Annotated in this window: 20 protein-coding genes; 15 read left to right on the top strand and 5 right to left on the bottom strand. The window is 71.4% G+C overall.

Annotation, left to right across the window (positions count from 1 at the left end; genetic code table 11):
• Positions 1 to 70 precede the first annotated feature (70 nt).
• The 9 genes from ftsW to ACFYO5_RS01550 all read left to right on the top strand — a co-directional run bounded on the left by ftsW (position 71) and on the right by ACFYO5_RS01550 (position 8,868).
• Positions 71 to 1,423, top strand: a complete 1,353-nt coding sequence (gene ftsW, locus ACFYO5_RS01590) for a putative lipid II flippase FtsW (RefSeq protein WP_356558920.1) — start codon at positions 71 to 73, stop codon at positions 1,421 to 1,423.
• Between the two features lie 6 nt (positions 1,424 to 1,429).
• Complete coding sequence (gene murG, locus ACFYO5_RS01585) at positions 1,430 to 2,527, top strand: undecaprenyldiphospho-muramoylpentapeptide beta-N-acetylglucosaminyltransferase (RefSeq protein ID WP_356558918.1); 1,098 nt, start codon at positions 1,430 to 1,432, stop codon at positions 2,525 to 2,527.
• Between the two features lie 141 nt (positions 2,528 to 2,668).
• Positions 2,669 to 3,463, top strand: coding sequence for a cell division protein FtsQ/DivIB (locus tag ACFYO5_RS01580; RefSeq protein ID WP_388702947.1), 795 nt, complete (start codon positions 2,669 to 2,671; stop codon positions 3,461 to 3,463).
• A gap of 287 nt (positions 3,464 to 3,750) precedes the next feature.
• A complete protein-coding gene (gene ftsZ, locus ACFYO5_RS01575; RefSeq protein WP_388702944.1) occupies positions 3,751 to 4,956 on the top strand; it encodes a cell division protein FtsZ in 1,206 nt (401 codons plus the stop codon).
• Positions 4,953 to 5,714: a peptidoglycan editing factor PgeF gene (gene pgeF / locus ACFYO5_RS01570; protein ID WP_388702942.1), complete on the top strand. Its 762-nt coding sequence runs from the start codon at positions 4,953 to 4,955 to the stop codon at positions 5,712 to 5,714. Before ftsZ ends, pgeF begins: the two co-directional genes overlap by 4 nt.
• 6 nt (positions 5,715 to 5,720) lie before the next feature.
• On the top strand, positions 5,721 to 6,440 hold the full coding sequence (locus tag ACFYO5_RS01565; RefSeq protein WP_388702939.1) for a YggS family pyridoxal phosphate-dependent enzyme: 720 nt from the start codon (positions 5,721 to 5,723) through the stop codon (positions 6,438 to 6,440).
• Between the two features lie 127 nt (positions 6,441 to 6,567).
• Positions 6,568 to 7,209: a cell division protein SepF gene (locus tag ACFYO5_RS01560; RefSeq protein ID WP_388702936.1), complete on the top strand. Its 642-nt coding sequence runs from the start codon at positions 6,568 to 6,570 to the stop codon at positions 7,207 to 7,209.
• 65 nt (positions 7,210 to 7,274) lie between these two features.
• Complete coding sequence (locus ACFYO5_RS01555) at positions 7,275 to 7,562, top strand: YggT family protein (RefSeq protein ID WP_356558906.1); 288 nt, start codon at positions 7,275 to 7,277, stop codon at positions 7,560 to 7,562.
• A 55-nt stretch (positions 7,563 to 7,617) separates the two neighbouring features.
• The gene (locus tag ACFYO5_RS01550; RefSeq protein WP_388702933.1) at positions 7,618 to 8,868 is read left to right on the top strand and encodes a DivIVA domain-containing protein; all 1,251 of its coding nucleotides are present in this window, start codon (positions 7,618 to 7,620) and stop codon (positions 8,866 to 8,868) included.
• Between the two features lie 252 nt (positions 8,869 to 9,120).
• Here the strand turns inward: ACFYO5_RS01550 and ileS are convergent, their stop codons facing one another.
• A complete protein-coding gene (gene ileS / locus ACFYO5_RS01545) occupies positions 9,121 to 12,318 on the bottom strand; it encodes an isoleucine--tRNA ligase (protein ID WP_388702930.1) in 3,198 nt (1,065 codons plus the stop codon).
• 556 nt (positions 12,319 to 12,874) lie between these two features.
• Between ileS and ACFYO5_RS01540 the strand changes: the two genes are divergently transcribed.
• The 5 genes from ACFYO5_RS01540 to ACFYO5_RS01520 all read left to right on the top strand — a co-directional run bounded on the left by ACFYO5_RS01540 (position 12,875) and on the right by ACFYO5_RS01520 (position 18,031).
• Entirely contained in the window at positions 12,875 to 14,176 is a 1,302-nt protein-coding gene (locus tag ACFYO5_RS01540) for a TraR/DksA family transcriptional regulator (protein WP_388702928.1), read from the top strand.
• A 67-nt stretch (positions 14,177 to 14,243) separates the two neighbouring features.
• The gene (gene lspA / locus ACFYO5_RS01535; RefSeq protein ID WP_356558898.1) at positions 14,244 to 14,885 is read left to right on the top strand and encodes a signal peptidase II; all 642 of its coding nucleotides are present in this window, start codon (positions 14,244 to 14,246) and stop codon (positions 14,883 to 14,885) included.
• Between the two features lie 43 nt (positions 14,886 to 14,928).
• Positions 14,929 to 15,873 carry an RluA family pseudouridine synthase gene (locus ACFYO5_RS01530; RefSeq protein WP_388702925.1) on the top strand — a complete coding sequence of 315 codons (945 nt, stop codon included), beginning with the start codon at positions 14,929 to 14,931 and terminating at the stop codon, positions 15,871 to 15,873.
• Positions 15,870 to 16,349: a GNAT family N-acetyltransferase gene (locus ACFYO5_RS01525; protein ID WP_388702922.1), complete on the top strand. Its 480-nt coding sequence runs from the start codon at positions 15,870 to 15,872 to the stop codon at positions 16,347 to 16,349. The genes ACFYO5_RS01530 and ACFYO5_RS01525 overlap by 4 nt, the downstream gene beginning before the upstream one ends.
• Before the next feature lie 95 nt (positions 16,350 to 16,444).
• Complete coding sequence (locus ACFYO5_RS01520) at positions 16,445 to 18,031, top strand: Na+/H+ antiporter (RefSeq protein ID WP_356560024.1); 1,587 nt, start codon at positions 16,445 to 16,447, stop codon at positions 18,029 to 18,031.
• A 315-nt stretch (positions 18,032 to 18,346) separates the two neighbouring features.
• Here ACFYO5_RS01520 and ACFYO5_RS01515 read toward each other — a convergent pair whose 3' ends face one another.
• Positions 18,347 to 19,459: a mechanosensitive ion channel family protein gene (locus tag ACFYO5_RS01515; protein ID WP_388702919.1), complete on the bottom strand. Its 1,113-nt coding sequence runs from the start codon at positions 19,457 to 19,459 to the stop codon at positions 18,347 to 18,349.
• A 122-nt stretch (positions 19,460 to 19,581) separates the two neighbouring features.
• On the opposite strand from ACFYO5_RS01515, the gene ACFYO5_RS01510 reads away from it, so the two are divergent.
• Positions 19,582 to 20,151: a dienelactone hydrolase family protein gene (locus tag ACFYO5_RS01510; protein WP_388702917.1), complete on the top strand. Its 570-nt coding sequence runs from the start codon at positions 19,582 to 19,584 to the stop codon at positions 20,149 to 20,151.
• A 7-nt stretch (positions 20,152 to 20,158) separates the two neighbouring features.
• Here ACFYO5_RS01510 and ACFYO5_RS01505 read toward each other — a convergent pair whose 3' ends face one another.
• The 3 genes from ACFYO5_RS01505 to ACFYO5_RS01495 all read right to left on the bottom strand — a co-directional run bounded on the left by ACFYO5_RS01505 (position 20,159) and on the right by ACFYO5_RS01495 (position 23,616).
• Positions 20,159 to 21,841: an alkaline phosphatase D family protein gene (locus ACFYO5_RS01505; RefSeq protein WP_388702914.1), complete on the bottom strand. Its 1,683-nt coding sequence runs from the start codon at positions 21,839 to 21,841 to the stop codon at positions 20,159 to 20,161.
• A 119-nt stretch (positions 21,842 to 21,960) separates the two neighbouring features.
• Positions 21,961 to 22,773, bottom strand: coding sequence for a thioredoxin domain-containing protein (locus tag ACFYO5_RS01500; protein WP_356558886.1), 813 nt, complete (start codon positions 22,771 to 22,773; stop codon positions 21,961 to 21,963).
• Positions 22,774 to 22,866: 93 nt separating this feature from the next.
• A complete protein-coding gene (locus ACFYO5_RS01495; RefSeq protein ID WP_388702911.1) occupies positions 22,867 to 23,616 on the bottom strand; it encodes a hypothetical protein in 750 nt (249 codons plus the stop codon).
• Positions 23,617 to 23,704: the final 88 nt, after the last annotated feature.

Here is a 23,704-nt window from a genome sequence, read left to right as displayed (position 1 = left end):
CGGCCGCCTGCCGGGCGGACCTTGGGAGGACGCGTGGGACCGTCGAGGCCGACGTTCACCGGGGGCTGCGGTGCCCGGTAGCCGTACCGGGAGGCCGCCCGTCCAGCGGACCGTCCGCAGACCTGTCGCCGGGCCGCCGCGCGACAACCCCGCCCTGCGGCTCTACACGCGTGCCCGCAGGGCCTGGGACCGGCCGCTGACCGCCTACTACCTGATCCTCGGCGGCAGCCTGCTGATCACCGTCCTGGGCCTGGTGATGGTCTACTCGGCCTCGCAGATCACCGCGTTGCAGATGTCGTTGCCCGGTTCGTTCTTCTTCCGCAAGCAGTTCCTCGCGGCAGCCATCGGCGGTCTGCTGATGGCGGCGGCCTCCCGGATGCCGGTGAGGCTGCACCGGGCGCTGGCCTACCCGATCCTCGCGGGCGCCGTCTTCCTGATGGCCCTGGTGCAGGTGCCGGGGATAGGGATGGCGGTCAACGGCAACCAGAACTGGATCTCGCTCGGCGGCTCGTTCCAGATCCAGCCCAGCGAGTTCGGCAAGCTCGCGCTGGTGCTGTGGGGCGCCGACCTGCTGGCCCGCAAGCAGGACAAGAGGCTGCTGAGCCAGTGGAAGCACCTGCTGGTGCCGCTCGTGCCGGTCGCGTTCATGCTGCTGGGGCTGATCATGCTCGGCGGTGACATGGGGACCGCGATCATCCTCACGGCGATCCTGTTCGGCCTGCTGTGGCTGGCGGGCGCACCCACCCGACTCTTCGCGGGCGTGCTCTCGATCGCCGCCCTGATCGGCGTGGTCCTCATCAAGACCAGCCCGAACCGCATGGCCCGGCTGGCCTGCATCGGCGCCACCGAGCCGAAGACCGGGGCGGCCGACTGCTGGCAGGCCGTGCACGGGATCTACGCCCTCGCCTCGGGCGGCATCTTCGGCTCCGGCCTCGGTGCGAGTGTGGAGAAATGGGGTCAACTCCCCGAGGCGCACACCGACTTCATCTTCGCCGTCACCGGCGAGGAACTGGGTCTGGCGGGGACGCTGTCGGTGCTCGCCCTGTTCGCGGCTCTAGGCTATGCGGGTATCCGCGTGGCCGGACGCACGGAGGACCCCTTCGTCAGGTATGCCGCGGGAGGCGTGACCACCTGGATCACGGCCCAGGCCGTGATCAACATCGGTGCGGTGCTCGGCCTGCTGCCGATCGCCGGTGTCCCGCTCCCGCTGTTCTCCTACGGGGGATCCGCCCTGCTGCCGACCATGTTCGCCATCGGGCTGCTGATCGCCTTCGCACGCGACGAGCCCGCTGCGCGGGCGGCGCTTGCGATGCGGCAACCCCGCTTTGGTAGAAAGCGGGGAGCCGGAAGCCTCACGGGGCCCCGGAGATGGAACACGATGAGACGGCGTGCCTCGGCGGCGCGTACGTCCGGAGAGCGGTGAATTTCGGTGCATGTCGTACTCGCTGGTGGGGGGACCGCCGGCCACATCGAGCCCGCGCTCGCCCTCGCGGACGCCCTGCGCAGGCAGGACCCCTCGGTGGGGATCACGGCCCTGGGCACGGAGCGCGGTCTGGAGACCACGCTCGTACCCCAGCGGGGTTACGAGCTGGCGCTGATCCCCGCGGTGCCGCTGCCGCGCAAGCCGACCCCCGAGCTGATCACCGTCCCGGGCCGGCTGCGCGGCACGATCAAGGCGACCGAGCAGATCCTGGAGCGCACCCGGGCCGACGTCGTCGTCGGCTTCGGCGGGTACGTGGCCCTGCCCGCCTACCTCGCCGCCAAGCGGCGGGGCGTGCCGATCGTCATCCACGAGGCCAACGCCCGCCCCGGCCTGGCCAACAAGATCGGCTCGCGCTACGCCGCCCGCGTCGCCGTCTCCACGCCCGACAGCAAGCTCCGCGACGCCCGCTACATCGGCATCCCGCTGCGCCGCTCCATCGCCACCCTGGACCGGGCCGCCGCGCGTCCCGAGGCACGGCACGTGTTCGGTCTCGACCCGAACCTGCCGACACTGCTCGTCTCCGGCGGTTCGCAGGGGGCCCGCCGCCTCAACGAGGTGGTCCAGCAGGTCGCCCCCTGGCTCCAGCAGGCCGGGATCCAGATCCTGCACGCGGTCGGCCCGAAGAACGAACTGCCGCACGTCCAGCAGATGCCGGGAATGCCCCCCTACATCCCGGTACCGTACGTGGACCGGATGGATCTCGCGTACGCCGCGGCCGACATGATGCTCTGCCGCGCGGGCGCGATGACCGTCGCCGAACTCTCCGCCGTCGGGCTCCCCGCCGCCTACGTCCCGCTGCCCATCGGCAACGGCGAACAGCGGCTGAACGCCCAGCCGGTGGTCAAGGCCGGCGGCGGCCTGCTCGTCGACGACGCGGAACTGACCCCGGAATGGATCCGGGAGAACGTCCTGCCGGTGCTGGCCGACCCGCACCGGCTGTACGAGATGTCCCGCGCCGCGGGCGAGTTCGGCCGCCGGGACGCCGACGACCTGCTCGTCGGCATGGTGTACGAGGCGATCGCCGCCAGTCGTGCACACCATTAGGAAACGCATCGGCGAGTGAGCCGAAGGGGTGCGTCGGTGTCGGGAGACCGGGCGGGCGGAGGCCGAGAGGCCGAGCGCGATCGGGCTCGCGGCACCCGGCTGTCGTCCCGGAGGGGAACCGGGCCAGGAAAGGGAGTGCGCGTGGCCGGACCCGCCACCGCCGAGAGCGGTGCACGCCAACAGGAGTCGTCCGGCCCGCCCCTGGTCCGGCGGCTCGGCCCGCGCCGACTTCGTACGATCATCATCATCGCGCTCGCCGTGGTCCTCCTCGGCGCCGGCTCCACCTGGCTGCTGTACGGCTCCGAGTGGCTGCGCCTGAAGCACGTCTCCGTCTCCGGTACGGCGGTCCTGACGCCGGCGCAGGTCCGCGAGGCCGCCGCCGTTCCCGTGGGTTCGCCCCTGGTCTCCGTCGACACCGACGCGATCGAGCAGCGGTTGCGGGAGCGGCTGCGCCGGATCGACTCGGTCGAGGTCACCCGTTCCTGGCCCGACGGAATCGGTCTGGAGGTGACCGAGCGTACGCCCGTCGTGCTGGTGCGAAAGGGGCGCGACTTCGTGGAGGTGGACGAGGAGGGCGTCCGCTTCGCCACCGTCTCCCAGGCGCCCGAGGGCGTTCCCCTGCTGGAGTCGGCACCCTCGCCGTCCAGTTCGGCCGCCGCGAGTCTGCGCCGCTTCGGCGAGGGCCGCCTCGTCCGCGAGGCCGTGCGGACCGTCCGCGCCCTGCCGCCCTCGGTAGCCCGCGCCACCCGCGTCGTCAAGGTCCGCTCCTACGACGACATCTCGCTGGAGTTGAGCGGCGGCCGGACCGTCGCGTGGGGGAGCGCGGAGGACGGCGCGGCCAAGAGCCGTACCATCCTCGCTCTGATGAAAGCCTCCCCGGACGCACGGCACTTCGATGTCAGCGTTCCCACCGCCCCTGCGTCAGCGCGGAGTTGACGCACATCAGCGCAGGCCAGCACCCTGGTTGGGCAGCGACACGGCTGATCACATAGGGTGAAAAGAAAAACGGGAGGTTCGGCGTGTTCGTTGAACGGGCGCCACTTGTCGACTTAGTGTCCTGTTCAGAAGACTTCAAGGAACAGGCACACTGGTAACCCTAAACTTCAGCGTTAGGGTTCGGGTCGGCGAAACGGACCGTCCCATTCGGCATCAGTCGCCGGATCGTGGAGCGCAGAGCGTCTCGCGAACCAGCGACACGTAACTCGAGGCGAGAGGCCTTCGACGTGGCAGCACCGCAGAACTACCTCGCAGTCATCAAAGTCATCGGTGTCGGCGGCGGTGGTGTCAATGCCATCAACCGGATGATCGAGGTCGGTCTCAAGGGTGTCGAGTTCATCGCCATCAACACGGACGCCCAGGCTCTGTTGATGAGCGACGCCGACGTCAAACTCGACGTCGGCCGCGAACTCACCCGCGGACTCGGCGCCGGAGCCAACCCGGCCGTCGGCCGCAAGGCCGCAGAGGACCACCGCGAGGAGATCGAGGAGGTCCTCAAGGGGGCCGACATGGTCTTCGTGACGGCCGGTGAAGGCGGCGGCACCGGCACCGGCGGCGCACCCGTCGTGGCCAACATCGCGCGCTCCCTCGGCGCCCTCACCATCGGCGTGGTCACACGCCCGTTCACCTTCGAGGGACGGCGCCGCGCGAACCAGGCCGAGGACGGCATCGCCGAACTCCGCGAAGAGGTCGACACCCTCATCGTCATCCCCAACGACCGGCTGCTGTCCATCTCGGACCGCCAGGTCTCCGTCCTCGACGCGTTCAAGTCGGCGGACCAGGTCCTGCTCTCCGGCGTCCAGGGCATCACCGACCTCATCACCACCCCGGGTCTGATCAACCTCGACTTCGCCGACGTCAAGTCGGTCATGTCCGAGGCCGGTTCGGCCCTCATGGGCATCGGCTCGGCCCGCGGCGACGACCGCGCGGTGGCCGCCGCCGAGATGGCGATCTCCTCGCCGCTGCTCGAGGCGTCCATCGACGGCGCCCGGGGCGTGCTCCTGTCCATCTCCGGCGGCTCCGACCTCGGCCTGTTCGAGATCAATGAGGCCGCCCAGCTGGTCAGCGAGGCCGCTCACCCGGAGGCCAACATCATCTTCGGCGCGGTCATCGACGACGCCCTCGGCGACGAGGTCCGGGTCACCGTGATCGCGGCCGGCTTCGACGGGGGCCAGCCCCCGGCCCGCCGGGACACCGTCCTCGGCTCGTCCTCCTCGTCCTCGTCCTCGCCCCGCCGCGAGGAGCCCACCCCGGTACGGCAGCCCGAGAGCCGCCCGACCTTCGGCTCGCTCGGCAGCGTGACCCCCAAGGAGGAGCCGGAGCCGGCGCCCGAGCCGGCGGCCGACATCCCGGTCGCCCCGCCGGTGCCGCCGTCGCGGAGCTACTCGGACAGCGCCGCCGAGGAACTGGACGTGCCGGACTTCCTGAAGTGATAGGACAGCACGGACACGCGAGCGGCGCGCACTTCGCCTTCACCGACCGGTGGGGCGGGGTGAGCGCCGCTCCGTACGAGCAGCTCAACCTCGGCGGCGCGGTCGGCGACGACCCCGGGGCCGTACGGACCAACCGGGAGTCGGCGGCCAAGTCGCTGGGCCTCGACGCGGACCGGGTCGTCTGGATGAACCAGGTGCACGGCGCAGACGTCGCCGTCGTGGACGGTCCCTGGGGCATGGGCGAGCCCTCGACGGAACGAGGCGAGCGCCGGAGCCCGGTGCCCGAGGTCGACGCGATCGTCACCCGGGAGCGGGGACTGGCCCTCGCCGTCCTCACCGCCGACTGCACGCCCGTCCTGCTCGCCGACCCCGTCGCCGGTGTCGTGGGCGCGGCCCACGCCGGCCGGCCCGGAATGGTCGCGGGGGTCGTCCCCGCCGCCGTACGGGCCATGGTCGCACTCGGCGCCGAGCCGTCCCGGATCGTCGCCCGCACCGGACCCGCGATCTGCGGCCGGTGTTACGAGGTGCCGGAGACGATGCGGGCCGAGGTGGCCGCCGTGGAGCCGGCCGCCCACGCCGAGACGAGCTGGGGCACTCCCGCGGTCGACGTGACCGCCGGCGTGCACGCGCAGCTCGACCGGCTCGGGGTGCGGGACCGGGAGCGGTCGCCGGTGTGCACGCGTGAGTCGCACGACCATTTCTCGTACCGCCGCGATCGCACCACGGGGCGACTCGCGGGTTATGTCTGGCTGGGCTGATCGGACATGACGGAACGCAAGGAACAACTCGCCGCGAATCTCGCGAAGGTGGAGCGGCGCATCGCGGACGCGTGCGCGGCGGCCGGACGCGAGCGGGAAGAGGTGACCCTCATCGTGGTCACCAAGACCTACCCGGCGAGCGATGTGCGGATCCTGTCCGAACTCGGCGTGCGGCACGTCGCCGAGAACCGGGACCAGGACGCGGCGCCCAAGGCCGCCGCCTGCTCGGATCTCTCCCTCTCCTGGCACTTCGTGGGCCAGTTGCAGACCAACAAGGTGCGCTCCGTGGTCGGTTACGCGGACGTCGTGCAGTCCGTCGACCGCTCCCGGCTGGTCGCCGCCCTGTCGAAGGAGGCCGAGCGGGTCGGGGGCGAGGTCGGCTGCCTCATCCAGGTCGCGCTCGACGCGGGCGAGAGCGCACGGGGGGAGCGGGGCGGTGTCGCACCCGGCGGGATCGCGGAGTTGGCCGACCTCGTGGCCGGCGCTCCGGGGCTCCGGCTCGGCGGACTGATGACGGTCGCACCTCTGACCGGGGAGTACGCCGGACGCCAACGGGCGGCGTTCGAGCGGTTGATGGATTTGTCGACTGACCTGCGCCGAACCCATCCTGCTGCGAACATGGTCTCGGCAGGGATGAGCGCGGACCTCGAACAGGCCGTGGCGGCCGGAGCGACACATGTACGCGTCGGCAGCGCGGTACTCGGAGTCCGCCCCGGGCTCGGGTAACGTCGCCAGGAAGTCGGACCACAGCAGAAAATATGGTCATTACCGCCGAAAGGCGGCAAAAGGACCACGTGGATCGCGGGACTTGGCAGTCGTCAGCGGATCCACCACAGAGCGGAGGACTCAGAGCATGGCCGGCGCGATGCGCAAGATGGCGGTCTACCTCGGCCTCGTGGAGGACGACGGGTACGACGGCCGGGGCTTCGACCCCGACGACGACTTCGAACCCGAACTCGACCCTGAGCCCGAGCGTGACCATCGACGGCATGAGCCGTCTCACCAGTTGCATGGAGCACATCAGTCCCAAAGGGACGATGAGGTGCGAATCACCCAGCCGCCCGCACCGCGCGAGTCGGTGGCCAGATCCGCTTCGCCAGGCGCGGAATCCGGGCGTCCGGCGCGGATCGCGCCCGTGGCATCCATCACACAAGAACGTCAGTCCCTGGAGAAGAACGCACCGGTGATCATGCCCAAGGTCGTGTCCGAACGAGAGCCGTACCGGATCACCACACTGCACCCCCGGACCTACAACGAGGCCCGTACCATCGGGGAACACTTCCGTGAGGGCACCCCGGTGATCATGAATCTGACGGAGATGGATGACACGGACGCGAAGCGACTTGTCGACTTTGCGGCCGGTCTGGTGTTTGGTCTTCACGGCAGCATCGAGCGGGTGACGCAGAAGGTGTTCCTGTTGTCGCCTGCTAACGTCGATGTCACGGCGGAGGACAAGGCCCGCATCGCAGAGGGCGGGTTCTTCAACCAGAGCTGAGACGTAGACCGGAAACACCAGCGGCACAGAGCGGCACGGGAACAGGGGAGAGGGAAACACCGAACATGAGCGTGGTCATGACGATCCTCTACATCGCGCTGACGGTGTTCTTCATCGTGCTGATCTTCCGGCTGGTCATGGACTACGTCTTCCAGTTCGCCCGCTCATGGCAACCCGGCAAGGCGATGGTGGTCGTCCTGGAGGCCACCTACACTGTCACCGATCCACCGCTCAAGCTTCTGCGGCGGGTCATCCCGCCGCTGCGTCTCGGGGGCGTGGCGCTCGACCTGTCCTTCTTCGTGCTGATGATCATCGTTTTTATCCTGCGTGCGCTAGTAGCAGGCGCGATGTGAACGATGTGAGAGATACGGTCTTGCCGAATGCCGACGACTACGTTGAGGTGAAGAGATGCCGTTGACCCCCGAGGACGTGCGGAACAAGCAGTTCACGACCGTCCGCCTCCGAGAAGGCTATGACGAGGACGAGGTCGATGCCTTCCTCGACGAGGTCGAAGCCGAACTGACCCGCCTGCTCCGGGAGAACGAGGACCTGCGCGCCAAGCTGGCCGCGGCCACGCGTGCCGCTGCTCAGAACCAGCAGAACATGCGCAAGCCTCCGGAGCAGCAGGACCAGCAGCAGCAGGGGATGCCTCCGCAGCAGCAGGGTATGCCCCAGCAGGGTATGCCTCAGCAGGGCATGCCGCAGCAGGGTATGCGCGGAGGCCCGGTGCCCGCCGGCATATCGGGCCCGCCGCAGCAGCAGATGGGTGGCCCCATGGGTGGCCCGCCCCAGCTGCCGAGCGGCGCCCCGCAGCTGCCCGCCGGTCCCGGCGGTGGTCAGGGCGGCCCGCAGGGCCAAGGCCAGATGGGTCAGGGTCCGATGGGCCAGGGCCCCATGGGCCAAGGCCAGATGGGTCCCGGCCAGATGGGCCAGGGTCCGATGGGTCAGGGCCCCATGGGCCAGGGGCCGATGGGCCAGGGCCACATGGGCGGCCAGCCCATGCAGCAGCAGATGGGCGGCCCCATGGGCGGTCCGATGGGCGGTCACGGTCAGGGCCCCGGTGGCGACAGCGCCGCCCGTGTCCTCTCGCTCGCCCAGCAGACGGCCGACCAGGCGATCGCCGAGGCCCGCTCCGAGGCCAACAAGATCGTCGGTGAGGCGCGCTCGCGTGCCGAGGGTCTGGAGCGCGACGCCCGTGCCAAGGCCGACGCCCTGGAGCGGGACGCGCAGGAGAAGCACCGCGTCGCGATGGGCTCCCTGGAGTCCGCCCGCGCCACGCTGGAGCGCAAGGTCGAGGACCTGCGCGGCTTCGAGCGCGAGTACCGTACGCGCCTGAAGTCGTACCTCGAGTCCCAGCTGCGTCAGCTGGAGACCCAGGCCGACGACTCCCTCGCTCCGCCGCGCACCCCGGCCACGGCCTCCCTGCCGCCGTCCCCGGCGCCTTCGATGGCTCCGGCCGGCGCGAGCGCCCCGTCCTACGGCGGCGGCAACCAGGGCATGGGCGGACCGGGCCAGGCAGGCCCGTCCTACGGCGGCCAGCAGCAGATGTCCCCGGCGATGACCCAGCCGATGGCGCCGGTGCGTCCGCAGGGTCCCTCCCCGATGGGACAGGCTCCCTCGCCGATGCGCGGCTTCCTCATCGACGAGGACGACAACTGACGGCCAGTAGTACGCCTTAGGCGTCGGCAGCGTTCAAAGGGCGGGCCCCGGACACCTCTCCGGGGCCCCGCCCTTTTCGCATGTGTCGACGCGGCCGGGCGGCCGTCCGGCCGACGCCGAGCGGGCCGAGCCGCACATGCGGAAGGGCCCGGCGCCGGACGGGCGGCACCGCCCGGCGGAGGCCGAGCCGCACATGCGACAAGGGCCCGGTCCCCCTCAGGGAGACCGGGCCCTTGTCGGTGCCGGAGGCGGCTACGCCTTGCGCAGGCGGAAGGCGAGGGTCAGGGCCTCGTCCGTGAACGGGGCGCCGTAGGTGTCGTCCGCCTCGCCCTGGGCGAAGTCGGTGGCCAGTACCTCGTCGGCGATCAGGGCCGAGTGGCCGGTGAGGGCGTCGACGGTGGCCGGGTCGGTCGCGGTCCAGCGGAGCGCGATGCGGTCGGCGACGTCCAGGCCGCTGTTCTTGCGGGCCTCCTGGATCAGGCGGATGGCGTCACGGGCCAGGCCGGCCCGGCGCAGCTCCTCGGTGATCTCCAGGTCGAGGGCGACCGTCGCGCCCGAGTCGGACGCCACCGACCAGCCCTCGCGCGGGGTCTCCGTGATGATGACCTCGTCGGGGGCGAGGGTGACGGTCTCGCCGTCCACCTCCACCGTGGCGGTTCCCTCGCGCAGGGCGAGGGACAGCGCGGCCGCGTCGGTGTTCGCCACGGCCTTGGCGACGTCCTGGACGCGCTTGCCGAACCGCTTGCCCAGAGCGCGGAAGTTGGCCTTGGCGGTCGTGTCGACGAGGCTGCCGCCGACCTCGGCGAGCGAGGCGAGCGAGGCCACGTTCAGCTCCTCCGTGATCTGCGCGTGCAGTTCGGGGGAGAGCGAGTCGAAGCCGGTGGCGCCGATGAGCGCCCGGCGCAGTGGCTGGCGGGTCTTCACCCCCGACTCGGCGCGGGTGGCCCGGCCCAGTTCGACCAGGCGGCGCACCAGCACCATCTGCCGGGACAGTTCCGGGTCGATCGCGGAGAGGTCCGCCTCCGGCCAGGACGCCAGGTGCACCGACTCGGGGGCGTCGGGAGCGACCGGCACCACCAGGTCCTGCCAGACCCGCTCGGTGATGAACGGGGTCAGCGGGGCCATCAGCTTCGTGACCGTCTCGACGACCTCGTGCAGCGTGCGCAGCGCGGCCTTGTCGCCCTGCCAGAAGCGGCGACGGGAGCGGCGTACGTACCAGTTGGACAGGTCGTCGACGAAGGCGGAGAGGAGCTTGCCGGCGCGCTGGGTGTCGTAGGCCTCCAGGGACTGGGTCACCTGGTCGGTGAGCGCGTGGAGTTCGGACAGGAGCCAGCGGTCGAGGACCGGGCGGTCGGCGGGGGCCGGGTCGGCCTCGGAGGGGGCCCAGCCGGACGTGCGGGCGTACAGGGCCTGGAAGGCGACGGTGTTCCAGTAGGTGAGGAGGGTCTTCCTCACCACCTCCTGGATCGTGCCGTGGCCCACGCGGCGGGCCGCCCACGGGGAGCCGCCGGCGGCCATGAACCAGCGGACGGCGTCGGCGCCGTGGGTGTCCATCAGCGGGATCGGCTGGAGGATGTTGCCCAGGTGCTTGGACATCTTGCGGCCGTCCTCGGCGAGGATGTGGCCGAGGCAGACGACGTTCTCGTAGCTGGACCTGTCGAAGACCAGGGTGCCGACCGCCATCAGCGTGTAGAACCAGCCACGGGTCTGGTCGATGGCCTCGCTGATGAACTGCGCGGGGTAGCGGGACTCGAAGAGTTCCTTGTTCTTGTACGGGTAGCCCCACTGGGCGAACGGCATCGAACCCGAGTCGTACCAGGCGTCGATGACCTCGGGCACGCGCGTGGCGAGCTGCCCGCAGTCCTCGTGCGGGCAGGTGAAGGTGACCGCGTCGATGTAGGGGCGGTGCGGGTCCAGTGCGGACTGGTCGGTGCCGGTCAGCCCGGTCAGCTCCGCGCGCGAGCCGACGACGGTGAGGTGCTCGTCCTCGCAGCGCCAGATCGGCAGCGGGGTGCCCCAGTAACGGCTGCGGGACAGCGCCCAGTCGATGTTGTTGTTCAGCCAGTCGCCGAAACGGCCGTGCTTGACGGTGTCCGGGTACCAGTTGGTCTTCTCGTTCTCCTCGAGGAGGCGGTCCTTGACGGCCGTGGTGCGGATGTACCACGAGGGCTGCGCGTAGTAGAGCAGCGCGGTGTGGCAGCGCCAGCAGTGCGGATAGCTGTGCTCGTAAGGGACGTGCTTGAAGAGCAGGCCGCGGCTCTGGAGATCCTCGGTGAGCTTCTCGTCCGCCTTCTTGAAGAAGACGCCGCCGACCAGCGGGACGTCCTCCTGGAAGGTGCCGTCGGGACGGATCGGGTTGACGACCGGCAGACCGTACGCGCGGCAGACCTTGAGGTCGTCCTCACCGAAGGCGGGGGACTGGTGGACCAGACCGGTGCCGTCCTCGGTCGTCACGTACTCGGCGTTGACGACGTAGTGGGCGGGCTCCGGGAACTCGACCAGCTCGAACGGACGTTGATACGTCCAGCGCTCCATTTCGGCGCCGGTGAAGGACTCGCCGGTGGTCTCCCAGCCCTCGCCGAGCGCCTTCTCGACGAGCGGCTGCGCGACGACGAGGTTCTCCTCGCCGTTCGTCACGACGACGTAGGTGACGTCGGGGTGCGCGGCGACGGCGGTGTTGGAGACCAGCGTCCAGGGGGTCGTCGTCCACACCAGGAGGGCGGCGCGGCCGGCCAGCGGACCGGAGGTGAGAGGGAAGCGGACGTAGACGGAAGGGTCGACGATCGTCTCGTAGCCCTGCGCCAGCTCGTGGTCCGACAGGCCCGTCTCGTCGCGGGGGCACCAGGGGGCCACGCGGTAGTCCTGTACCAGCAGGCCCTTGTTGAAGATCTCCTTCAGCGACCACCACACCGACTCGACGTACTCGGGATCCATGGTGCGGTAGGCGTCGTCCAGGTCGACCCAGTAGCCCATGCGGTTCGTCAGCTCGGTGAACGCGTCGGTGTGGCGTGTCACGGAGTCACGGCACCTGGCGTTGAACTCGGCGATGCCGTACGCCTCGATGTCCTGCTTGCCGGTGAAGCCCAGCTCCTTCTCCACCGCCAGCTCCACGGGCAGGCCGTGGCAGTCCCAGCCGGCCTTGCGGGCCACGTGGTAGCCGCGCATCGTGCGGAAGCGGGGGAAGACGTCCTTGAAGACGCGCGCCTCGATGTGGTGGGCGCCCGGCATGCCGTTGGCGGTGGGCGGGCCCTCGTAGAACACCCATTCGGGGCGCCCCTCGGACTGGTCCAGACTCTTGGCGAAGATCTTCTGCTCACGCCAGAACTCGAGCACGGCGTGCTCGAGGGCGGGCAGGTCGACCTGGGCGGGTACCTGGCGGTACTGCGGCTGCGTGTTCAACGAGCTTCCTCCGGCGGATGTGCTGCCTTCCGTCGGAGGGACGAGAGCCATGTCACGCCGTGTGCGGCGCGCTCCCGCGGTACCACCCTCCTTGGCCCTCCGGCGCCTGCGCTCCGGGGAGCCCCCTCATTGGGGTCGCGATGCCGGTTCTACCAGCCCTGGGCGGCCCGTGGGCGCAGCCCACTGTCCAAGGCCTTCTTCCGGCGGCTCCGGGGTGATCTTCACATCGCGCTCGCCCCCGGGCTTCCACCGTCCCCGGGTCGCTCTGGGCTGCGTACGCCGCTACTCGTCCCCATCCACGCTTCTCGCTCCGCCCAGTGTACGGCGCCGCGCGGACGGCGGCCGACCGGTTTTCCGGGCGTCGTCGGCGAGGCGTCGGGGCGGTCCGGGATGACCCGAATGCCGAGGGGGACGCGGTCGGTCTCCGGGGCCGCGGACCGGTCGGATTACCCGGCGGGGAGTTGGGCACAACGGATGCAGGCTCGCCGCGTGAGGTGCGCGAGGCGGGCGAATCGGGCGGTGTGCCCCGTTGCCGCGGGACTCAAGTCGATTTATCGTCCCAGCACGATTCGCGTGCAAGATCACAATATGTGAAGGGGCCGCGGCCATGGTGGCGAAGAAGACCGCCGTACAGCAGTCGGCGTCCGGCAGATCCACCGGCGCCTCCGGCGGTGCGGCCAAGGATGCCGGGGCGAGCAAGAGAACCCGGGGAGGGGGCACGGCCGGGGCCGCGAAACCGTTGAAGCAGGGGAAGGCGGCGGAGACGCCGGAGGCGGTGAAGGGGGAGGAAGCGGCGGGATCGGCTGAAGCCTTGGAAGCGGCTGGAGCCGTGGAGGCGGGGGACTTCGAGGAGGCGGCGGTCAGCAAGGCCGCGGTCAGGAGGACGCCGTCCGGGAAGGCGGCGGTCGGAAGGACACCGGCCGAGAAGGCGGCACCTGCGAAGGAGGCGGCGCCCGCGGAACGGGCTGCCACCTCCCGGTCGGCTGCCGCGTCCAAGAAGTCGGCGGTCTCGAAGAAGACGGCGGCCGCCAAGACGGCGGCCGCCAAGACGGCGGCCGCCAAGACGGCGGCCGCCAAGACGGCGGCCGCCAAGACGGCGGCCGCCAAGAAGGCGGCCGCCAAGAAGGCGGTCACCGGGAAGACGCCCGCCGAGGGGACGTCCGCCGAGAGGGCGGGGGCTCCCGCCGGGAAGAAGGCCGCGTCGAAGCGGGCGGCCGTGGGCAGGAGGACGACGGCGGCCGAACAGGGCGCGGTCCATGAGTCGGACGCCGGTCCGCAGGGCGCGGACGGTGAGGTGGACGCCGGTACGGAGGGGGCCGGCGGCACGGGCGGTGCGGCAGGGAAGGGGACCACCCGCAGAAGCACCGCGAGGAAGAGCACGGCCAAGAAGGTGGGCGCGGCTTCGGCCGCGGAGCAGACGGGAGCCACGACAGTGGTTGCGAAGAAGACTCCTGGCACGGCCACGGCGGCGAAGACCGCCGTTCCGAAGGCACGGTTCGCGGCGGCGGAGCCCGGCGAACTGGCGGTGCGCCCCGGCGAGGACCCCTGGACCCCGGAGGAGATGGCGCAGGCCCGCGCCGAGCTGGACTCCGAGAGGGACCGGTTGCGCGCCGAGCTGGCCTCGTCCGAGGCCGCCCTGGTGGGACTGATGCGGGACTCGGGCGACGGTGCCGGCGACGACCAGGCGGACACCGGGACGAAGAACATCACCCGCGAGCACGAGCTGGCGCTGGCGGCCAACGCGCGCGAGATGCTGGTCCAGACCGAGCACGCCCTGGAGCGGCTGGACGCGGGCACCTACGGCCTGTGCGAGAACTGCGGCAATCCCATCGGCAAGGCCCGCATGCAGGCCTTCCCCCGGGCCACGCTGTGCGTGGAGTGCAAGCAGAAGCAGGAGCGGCGGTACTGATCCCCCGGCCGTCGGGAGGCGTGCCGTACCCTCGTCCTCAGTCAGGTACCTAGGTCGAGGGACTCACGTGGCAGAGGCGGAGCGCATCATCGGTACGCCGGACACTCCAGAGGCGGCGGGAGCCGAGCCGGAACCGTCCGACGGGCACGCCGGGCAGCCGGCTGCGGGCGACACGTCCCGTTCGGACGGGGCCGCGGCCGAGGCCGCCGGGCGACAGCCTCGCGGCAGGCGCCGGATCGGCGTGCTGTTCGGGGTCGCCGCGTTCGCGTACGTCATCGATCTGGTCAGCAAGATGATCGTGGTCGCCAAGCTGGAGCACCACCAGCCGATCGAGATCGTCGGGGACTGGCTGCGGTTCGAGGCGATCCGCAACGCGGGTGCCGCCTTCGGCGTCGGCGAGGCCTTCACCGTGATCTTCACGGTGATCGCGGCGTCGGTGATCGTGGTGATCGCCCGGCTCGCCCGCAAGCTGTACAGCCTGCCCTGGGCGATCGCGCTCGGCCTGCTGCTCGGCGGGGCGCTCGGCAACCTCACCGACCGGATCTTCCGGGCGCCGGGCGTCTTCGAGGGCGCGGTGGTGGACTTCATCGCACCGAAGCACTTCGCCGTCTTCAACCTGGCCGACTCGGCGATCGTGTGCGGCGGCATCCTGATCGTCCTGCTGTCCTTCAAGGGCCTCGACCCGGACGGGACCGTCCACCGGGACTGAGCGTGTGTTCGGGGGTGCCGGACCTGTCCGGCATACTCGACGGGTGAGTACGATTCCCGAGATCCGCACCCTGCCCGTGCCCGACGGCCTGGAGGGCGAGCGTGTAGACGCCGCCATCTCCCGCATGTTCGGCTTCTCCCGTACCAAGGCCGCCGAACTCGCGGCCGCGGGGAAGGTCATGGTCGACGGGTCGGTGGTCGGGAAGTCCGAGCGGGTGCACGGCGGGGCCTGGCTCGAGGTCGAGATGCCCCCGGCGCCCGCGCCCGTGCAGGTGGTCGCCGAGCCCGTCGAGGGCATGGAGATCGTGCACGACGACGAGGACGTGGTCGTGATCGTCAAGCCGGTCGGGGTGGCCGCCCACCCGTCGCCCGGCTGGAGCGGCCCGACCGTCATCGGCGGACTCGCCGCCGCCGGCTACCGCATCTCCACCTCCGGTGCCGCCGAGCGGCAGGGCATCGTGCACCGGCTCGACGTGGGCACGTCCGGGCTGATGGTGGTCGCCAAGTCGGAGCGCGCGTACACCTCGCTGAAGCGCCAGTTCAAGGAGCGCACGGTCGACAAGCGCTACCACACGCTCGTGCAGGGCCACCCGGACCCCACCAGCGGCACCATCGACGCGCCCATCGGCAGGCACCCCCAGCACGACTACAAGTGGGCGGTCACCGCCGAGGGCAAGCCCTCCGTCACGCACTACGACCTGATCGAGGCCTTCCGCGCCGCCTCCCTGCTGGACGTCAAGCTGGAGACCGGCCGCACCCACCAGATCCGCGTCCACATGGCCGCTCACCGCCACCCGTGCGTCGGCGACCTGACCTACGGCGCCGACCCGACGCTCGCCAAGCGGCTGAAGCTGACCCGCCAGTGGCTGCACGCCGTCCGGCTGGGCTTCGAGCACCCCGGCGACGGCCGGTGGGCCGAGTTCGCCTGCGAGTACCCGGACGACCTCCGGCAGGCCCTGGACCTGGTCCGCGAGGAGACCTACGGGTGAGCGGCACGCGCGCGTACGTGATCCGGGTCGCCGAGGACCCCGCCGACCGCGCGGCCTGCTTCGCGGTCCGCAAGGAGGTCTTCGTCCGCGAACAGGGCGTCCCCGAGGACATCGAGTACGACGCCCACGACGCCGGCGCGGTGCATGTGCTGGCGGTCCGGGAGGACGGCGTACCGCTCGGGACCGGACGGCTGCTGTACGGCGCGGACGTGTCGGCGAAGACCGGCGGGGACCTGTCGGTCGGGTCGCTGGGACGGCTCGCCGTCACCGAGCAGGCGCGCGGGCTCGGGGTCGGGGCAGCGCTGGTGCGCGCCATCGAGGACGCGGCACGGGCGCGTGGTCTCGCGGCCGTGGACCTGCACGCGCAGACCCACGCCCTCGGCTTCTACGAGCGGCTGGGCTACGAGGCGTACGGTCCGGAGTTCCCGGACGCCGGGATCCCGCACCGGGCGATGCGGCGGGCGCTCCGGCGGTAGCCGGGGCGGCGGGGGCGCCGAAAGAGCTGGTGACGCGAGGGACGTGGCAGGCTTGAGGTCTGCCGTGTGACGTCTCAGCCTTCGGAGCACTGACCGTGGATCAGCTGGCCCTGTTGTTCGTCCTGTTGCTCGGGGCCGTGGTGAGTGTCCCGCTGGGAGACCGGTGGGGCCTGCCGGCGCCGGTCCTGATGACCCTGCTCGGGATCGTGCTCGCGGTCGCCGACTTCGTGCCCAACGTGAACGTCCCGCCCGACCTCATCCTGCCGCTGCTGCTGCCGCCCCTGCTGTACGCGGCCGTACGGCGCACCTCCTGGCGGCAGTTCACCGCCAACAAACGGCCGATCTTCCTGCTCGCCGTGGCGCTGGTGTTCGTCACGACGCTGTGCGTGGCCGCCGTCGCCCACGCGATCGTGCCCGGACTGCCGATCGCGGCCGCCGTGGCCCTCGGGGCGCTCGTGGCGCCGCCCGACCCGGTGGCCGCCACCGCCGTGGCCGGGCAGCTCGGGCTGCCGCGCCGACTGGTGTCCATCCTGGAGGGCGAGGGGCTGTTCAACGACGTCACCGCCATCGTGCTCTACCACGTGGCCATCGCCGCCGTCGTCAGCGGCAGCTTCTCGCCGTGGGAGGCCGGTCTCGACCTGGTGCTGTCCGCCGTCGTCGCGGTGGCGGTCGGGCTGGCGCTCGGCTGGGGCGCGAACCGGCTCATGGACCTGCTCGGGGACGCGACCCTGCAGATCGGGCTCACGCTGCTGGTGCCGTACGCCTCGTACGTGCTCGCGGAGGAGTTCCACGGATCGGGGGTGCTCGCCGTGCTCACCACCGCCCTCTTCCTCGCCGAGTACGCCACCGACCCCGACGACGTGCTGACACGGCTGGCCGGACACACCTTCTGGGACATCATCGACACGCTGGTCACCGGGGTGGCGTTCGGGCTGATCGGCCTGGAACTGCACATGGCGATCCGGACGGCGTCCGGACGGTGGGGGGAGATGCTCGGCTGGGCCGCGGCCGTGGTGGCCGTCGTGATCCTCGTACGGCTGCTGTGGCTGCTGCCGGCGACCTGGCTCACCCAGCGGATGCACGCCCGCCGGGACCATGACGAGGACATTCCGACGACCTGGCGGGAGACCGTCGTGATGTGGTGGTCGGGGATGCGCGGGGTCGCCTCGGTGGCGCTGGCGCTCGCGATTCCGCTGAAGACCGACGAAGGGGGAGCCTTCCCGGACCGGGACGAGATCGTGTTCATCGCCTTCGGGGTCATCATGGCGACGCTCGTGATCCAGGGGCTGACCCTGCCGTGGCTGGTCAGGCGGCTCGGGGTGCAGGCCGACACCGGCCGTGAGAAGGAGTTCGAGAAGGAACTGGCCCTGCGGGCCGCGAAGGCGGCGAAGCGCCGGCTGCGGGAGATCGAGGCCGAGGAGGACCTGCCGGAGGAACTGGCCGAGCAGATGGGGCGGCGGGCCCTGGACATCGGACTGCGGATCAGCCCGGACCTGGGGGAGGACGAGCGGCGGGAGGCACACGAGCATCGCGTGCGGCGGCTGAAGCGGCTGCGGCGGATCCAGGGCGAGATGCTGAGCGCGGCCCGGCACGAGGTGGTCGCGGCACGGAGCGAGCCGGGGGCCGACCCGGAGATCGTGGACCGGGTGCTGCGCCATCTGGACGTGCGCAGTCTGCGCTGAACCGCGATCCGCGGGTGCGCCCCGCCTGTGCCGCTCGGTCGGAACCGGCCCCGTGAGGGGGCTCGGCGGCGGGCTTCGGCGCGGGCGGCCGGCGGTTCGGGGGGCGTCACCGGCCCGCCCGGGTGCGTCGGTGGCGCCCGGGCGGGGTCTGGAGCGGTCCGGTGGGTCTGGTGGGTCTGGAGCGGTCTCGTGGGTGGAGCGGTCGCGTGGGGTGCGTTCGGGCGAGGTCTCGCAGGGCTCACCGGGCGAGGTCTTGCCTCAGCGGTGCTCCGGGCGAGGCCCTCGCCTCAGCGGTGCTCCGGGCGAGGCCTCGTCTCAGCGGTCCGCGCGCGGTGACTCGTGGGCGCGGCGCTGGGCTCCCACGCCGCTGGGCACCCGGCCGTTGGAGCGGGGCGGCGGCAGGATCGCGTCGGCGGTGTTGACGCGGGGCAGGGCGTAGGGGTGCCTCTCGGACAGCCAGCGGAGCATCTGCTCCCGGACGGTGACGCGGGCGGTCCAGATGTCGTCGGCGTCCTTGGCGGTGACCAGCGCCCTGACCTGCATGGTGGTGGGGGTGGTGTCCGTCACGTCCAGGCCGTAGGCGCGGCCGTCCCACGCCGGGCACTCGCGCAGGATGTCGCGCAGCTTCTCGCGCATCGCGTCCAGCGGCGCGGAGTGGTCGACGTGCCAGTAGACGATGCCGGTCATCTGCGGCGTGCCGCGCGACCAGTTCTCGAACGGCTTGGACGTGAAGTACGAGACGGGCATGGTGATCCGGCGCTCGTCCCAGGTCCGCACGGTGAGGAAGGTCAGCGTGATCTCCTCGACGGTGCCCCACTCGCCGTCCACCACCACCGTGTCGCCGATCCGCACCATGTCGCCGAAGGCGATCTGGAACCCGGCGAACATGTTGCTCAGCGTCGACTGGGCCGCGACACCCGCGACGATGCCGATGATGCCCGCCGAGGCCAGCAGGGAGGCGCCGGCCGCGCGGAACGCCGGGAACGTCAGCAGCATCGCCGCCACGGCGACCACCCCGACGACCGCGGCGACGACCCGCGTGATCAGCGACACCTGGGTGCGTACCCGCCGCACCCGGGCCGCGTCGTGGTGCACGCGCGCGTAACGGCTGTACGAGGTCTCGACGACCGCGGCGGCGATCCGGACGGCCAGCCAGGCGGCCGCCCCGATGAGCACCAGGGTGAGCGTCCGGGCCACGCCGACGCGGTGGTTCTCCAGCATCTGGGCCGTGTCGAACGATCCTCTCAGCAGCGCCGCGCACAGCACGAGCTGGTACGGGATGCGGCCACGCCGCAGCAGCCCCCACAGGGGCGTCTCGGAATGCCGTCCATCGGCCTTGCACAGCAGTCGGTCGGTGGCCCAGCCGATGAACAACGTCAGCACGACCGAGCCGCCGACCACGATCAGTGGGCGGAGCAGGTTCTCCATGCCTTCGAACGTAACCGGCCCGGCGGGGTCGTGAACATGCGCGTGGTGTGAAGAGACCCACGTGCGGTGTTGTGGGGATCGGCTCATGGGGCGTCGCCGGTGCCGGCTGGCACCATGGCCTCATGAACATCATGCTCTTCCATTCGACCTATGGACCGCGCCCCGCGGTGCGCGCCGCCGCGGACCGGCTGCGCGCCGCCGGCCACGAGGTGTGGACCCCGGACCTCTTCGACGGGCGTACGTTCGACACGGTCGAGGAGGGCATGGCCCACCAGGAGGAGATCGGCAAGGACGAGCTGCTGAGGAGAGCGGTCCTGGCCGCCGCGCCCTACTCCGAGCGCGGACTCGTGTACGCCGGGTTCTCGCTGGGCGCGTCGGTCGCGCAGACCCTCGCCCTCGGTGACGACAAGGCGCGCGGCCTGCTGCTCCTGCACGGCACCTCCGACCTCGCGCCGAACGCCTCGGCGGACGGCCTGCCGGTGCAGCTGCACGTGGCCGAGCCGGACCCGTTCGAGACCGACGACTGGCTGAGCGCCTGGTACCTCCAGATGGGCCGGGCGGGCGCCGATGTGGAGATCTACCGGTACGCCGGGGCCGGTCACCTCTACACCGACCCCGACCTGCCCGACCACGACGCCGAGGCGGCCGAGGCCACCTGGCGGGTGGCGCTCGGCTTCCTCGACGGTCTGTAGGCGGCGACTACACGGGGTCGTACGTCCGCTCGACCTTCTGGGTGCCGGTGCGGGTCCGGTAGGAGCGGGCCCAGGACGAGGTGGCGTCCGGCTGCGTGCGGCTGGACACGACGTAGTAGTCCATCTGCGCGCGGTCGGCGGTGATGTCCAGGACGCCGTAGCCGTGCCGGTCGGTGTCCACCCAGTGGACGTGGCGGTTGGCGGCCCTGATGATCGGCGCGGCGATCGCGGAGACCGTGCCCTCGGGGACCTTCACCATGTCGTCGAGGTTGTCGGAGGTCACCGAGGTGACCACGAACTCCGTGGCGGCCGAGGCGGACAGCGGGTAGGTCCCGGCGTCCACCGGCACGTCGTTGGCCCACGCCATGTGGATGTCGCCGGTGAGGAAGACGGTGTTGCGGATGGCGTTCGCGCGCAGATGGGCGAGGAGTTCGCGGCGGTCGTCCGTGTAGCCGTCCCACTGGTCGGTGTTGAGGGCGAGGCCCTCCTGCGGCAGACCGAGCAGCTTGGCGAGCGGCTTGAGCAGGTCCGCGGAGAGGGATCCGATGGCGAACGGCGAGATCATCACCGAGTTGCCGACCAGCCGCCAGGTGGTGTCGGACGCCTTCAGCCCGGCCTTCAGCCAGTCGAGCTGGGCCCGGCCGGTGAGGGTGCGGTCGGGGTCGTCGACCTCTCCGTTGCCGACGGAGACCTGCTGGGAGCGGAAGGAACGCAGGTCCAGCAGGGAGAGGTCGGCGAGCTTGCCGAAGCGCAGCCGGCGGTAGGTGGTGCCCGCCAGGGCCGGGCGGACCGGCATCCACTCGAAGTAGGCCTGCTTGGCCGCCGCCTGACGGGCCGCCCAGGTGCCCTCGGCGCCCTCGGTGTGGTTCTCGGCGCCGCCCGACCAGGTGTCGTTGGCGATCTCGTGGTCGTCCCAGATCGCGATGACGGGCGCCTTGGTGTGCAGGGCCTGGAGATCGGGGTCCGTCTTGTACCTGCCGTGCCGGATGCGGTAGTCGGCGAGGGTGAGGATCTCGTGCGTGGGCGCGTGCTGCCGTACGACGGTGTCGCGGGTGCCGTACTCGCCGGTGCCGTACTCGTAGATGTAGTCGCCGAGGTGCAGCCAGGCGTCGAGGTCGCCGCGGGCGGCGAGGTGACGGTAGGAGGAGAAGTGGCCGGCCTCCCAGTTGGCGCAGGAGACCACGCCGAAGCGCAGGCCCGCCACGGACGCGTCCGCGGCCGGCGCGGTGCGGGTACGCGCCACCGGGGAGTCGGTCCCGCCGGCCGAGAAGCGGAACCAGTAGTCGGTGGCCGGGGCCAGGCCGCGGACGTCGGCCTTGACGGTGTGGTCGGAGGCGGCGGTCGCGGTGACGGACCCCTTGGCCACGACGGTCGTCAGCGCCTTGTCCTTGGCGACGACCCACTCGACCTCGGTGTCCGGGCCGGACCCGGAGCCGGGTATCGCCTCGGCGGTCGGCGTCACCCGGGTCCACAGCAGGACGCCGTCGGGCAGCGGGTCGCCGGAGGCGACACCGTGCAGGAAGGCGGGGGCCTCGTCGGCGGCCCGCGCGGGCAGCGCGGCGGCGAGCGGCCCGGCCAGCACGGCGGTGGCGGCGGCGGCCTTGACGACCGTGCGGCGGCGGGGGGCGCGCGCGTGGAGGCGATCTGACGGCGCGTCGGTGCTCTCGGTTGATCTGTATCGACTGGTCACGGCCGATCAGATTACTGACCAGTACGCCGAAGTGCGGGCGAACGGGGAAAAGTTCGCCCGCACTTCGGTTCTCCGTCTCTCGGCCTTCCCTCCGCGGGGCTCCCGCGTCAGCGGCCTGTTCAGCCCTTGAGGGCCGCCTGGAGCGCGGTGGTGAAGTCGGCGACCGACATGGGGGCGTTGTCGCTGCCGGGCGCGGTCAGCTTCTTGCCGTCCATCTTGAGGGTCGGGGTGCCGGACACACCGCTGTCGTCGAACGTCTCGGACATCTCCAGCGCCCACTTGTCGTAGGTGCCGTCCTTCACGGCCTTCCGGAACCCGGCGTTGCCCTTGAGGGCGGGGACCGTGTCGGCCACCTTGATCAGGTAGCTGTCGTCCTTGAACTTGTCGTCGGACTCCTCGGGGTGCCACTTCGCCGAGTACAGCGCGGTCTTGTACTCGAGGAACGCCTCGGGGCCGACGTCGAGCGCGGCGCCCAGCGCGCTGAGCGCGTTCTTGGAGCCCTCGCCGGAGAGGCTGTTGTCGAGGAAGGTGGCGCCGACGAACTGGAGCTTGTACTTGCCGGCGTCGAAGTCCGACTTCACCGTGGGGCCGACGACCTGCTCGAACTGGGCGCAGACCGGGCAGCGCGCGTCCTCGTACATCACGAGCGTCTTCTTGGCGGTGCTCTTGCCCATCACGACGGTGGTGCCGTTCGCGCCGGTGGTGTTGGCGGGCTTGACCAGCGGCTTGTCCTTGGCCTCTTCCCAGTACGTGGGCTTGTTGTTCTGGACGACCGCGTAACCTATGCCGCCCGCCACCGCCAGCACGCCGACGACCGAGCAGGCCACGATGATCTGGCGCTTGATCTTGGCCCGCTTCGCCTGGCGTTCGCGCTCGACGCGGAGCCGCTCACGGGCCGCCGTCTTCGCCGCCGCACTGTTGCGCTTGCTCATGGTGGTGTTCTCCAGGTGGGACGCGCGCAGGGTGTGCGCGGGATACGTGTGTGGGGACTGTCGTGCTCGTGGCCGCGCGGGGCAGGGTGATGCTCAGGCGGCAGCGGACGGGCGCGGGGGCCCACGACGCCCCAGGGAGTGCACGAGGATCCGGGCGCGGCTGGTGGCGACCGGGCGGGGCGCGGGCCGCGGCGGGCGGCGGGTGGCCGGGGCGCGGCGGACGGTCACGGCGGCCACGGCCAGCAGCAGTGGCCGGAAGGTGGTCGCGGTCGCCGCGCGCAGCACCTGGGCCAGCGCGCGCTCGCCCCGCCGCAGCCAGGCCGCGGCGAGGAGGCCCACGCCGATGTGCGCGCCCAGCAGCAGCCAGGCCGTCCACGGGTCGGCGTGGGCGAGGAGGCCGCCGAACCGCTCGGGGTCGGCGCCGTTCCACCCGCCACCCGACGACCACCCCTCATGGAGGCGGCGCGCGCCGCCCCTGCCGAGTCGGGCGAGTGGGGCGCCGACACTGGTGCCGTCGCCGCACAGGATGTCGAGGCCGACGGAGCGCAGCGGGCCGGCGACCGGACCGCCGGCCCGGCCGTAGCAGAGGTGCTGGCCGGTGGTGAAGACCGTGTCGGCCGCCAGCTCCAGCGGGATCAGCAGGGCGGCGATCCGCCCGAAGCCGCGCTCCCGGCCCGCCAGGGCGTGAGCGAGGAGGAACACGGCGACCGCGAGGGCGGCCACCGTGTTCAGCGGCAGGGGGGCCCGGGACAGCAGCACGTGCGACGCGGTGCTGAGCGTCACGACGAAGGCCGTGAACAGCGCCGCGCGTACGGCTCTGAGTCGGGTCCCGGATATGTCCATAGCGGAGGAGAGTGTGTCACGCGCGCCGGTAAGAGACCCCTAAAGGGTCGCTGTGAGCGCCGTATTCGTCATGGATCCGGTCACGGGC

Origin of the sequence: Streptomyces sp. NPDC006259, assembly GCF_042870975.1 — a bacterium.
GTDB lineage: Bacteria > Actinomycetota > Actinomycetes > Streptomycetales > Streptomycetaceae > Streptomyces.
The sequence above is the reverse complement of the archived record's forward strand: the minus strand, read 5'-3'. Positions and strand labels throughout refer to the sequence as shown.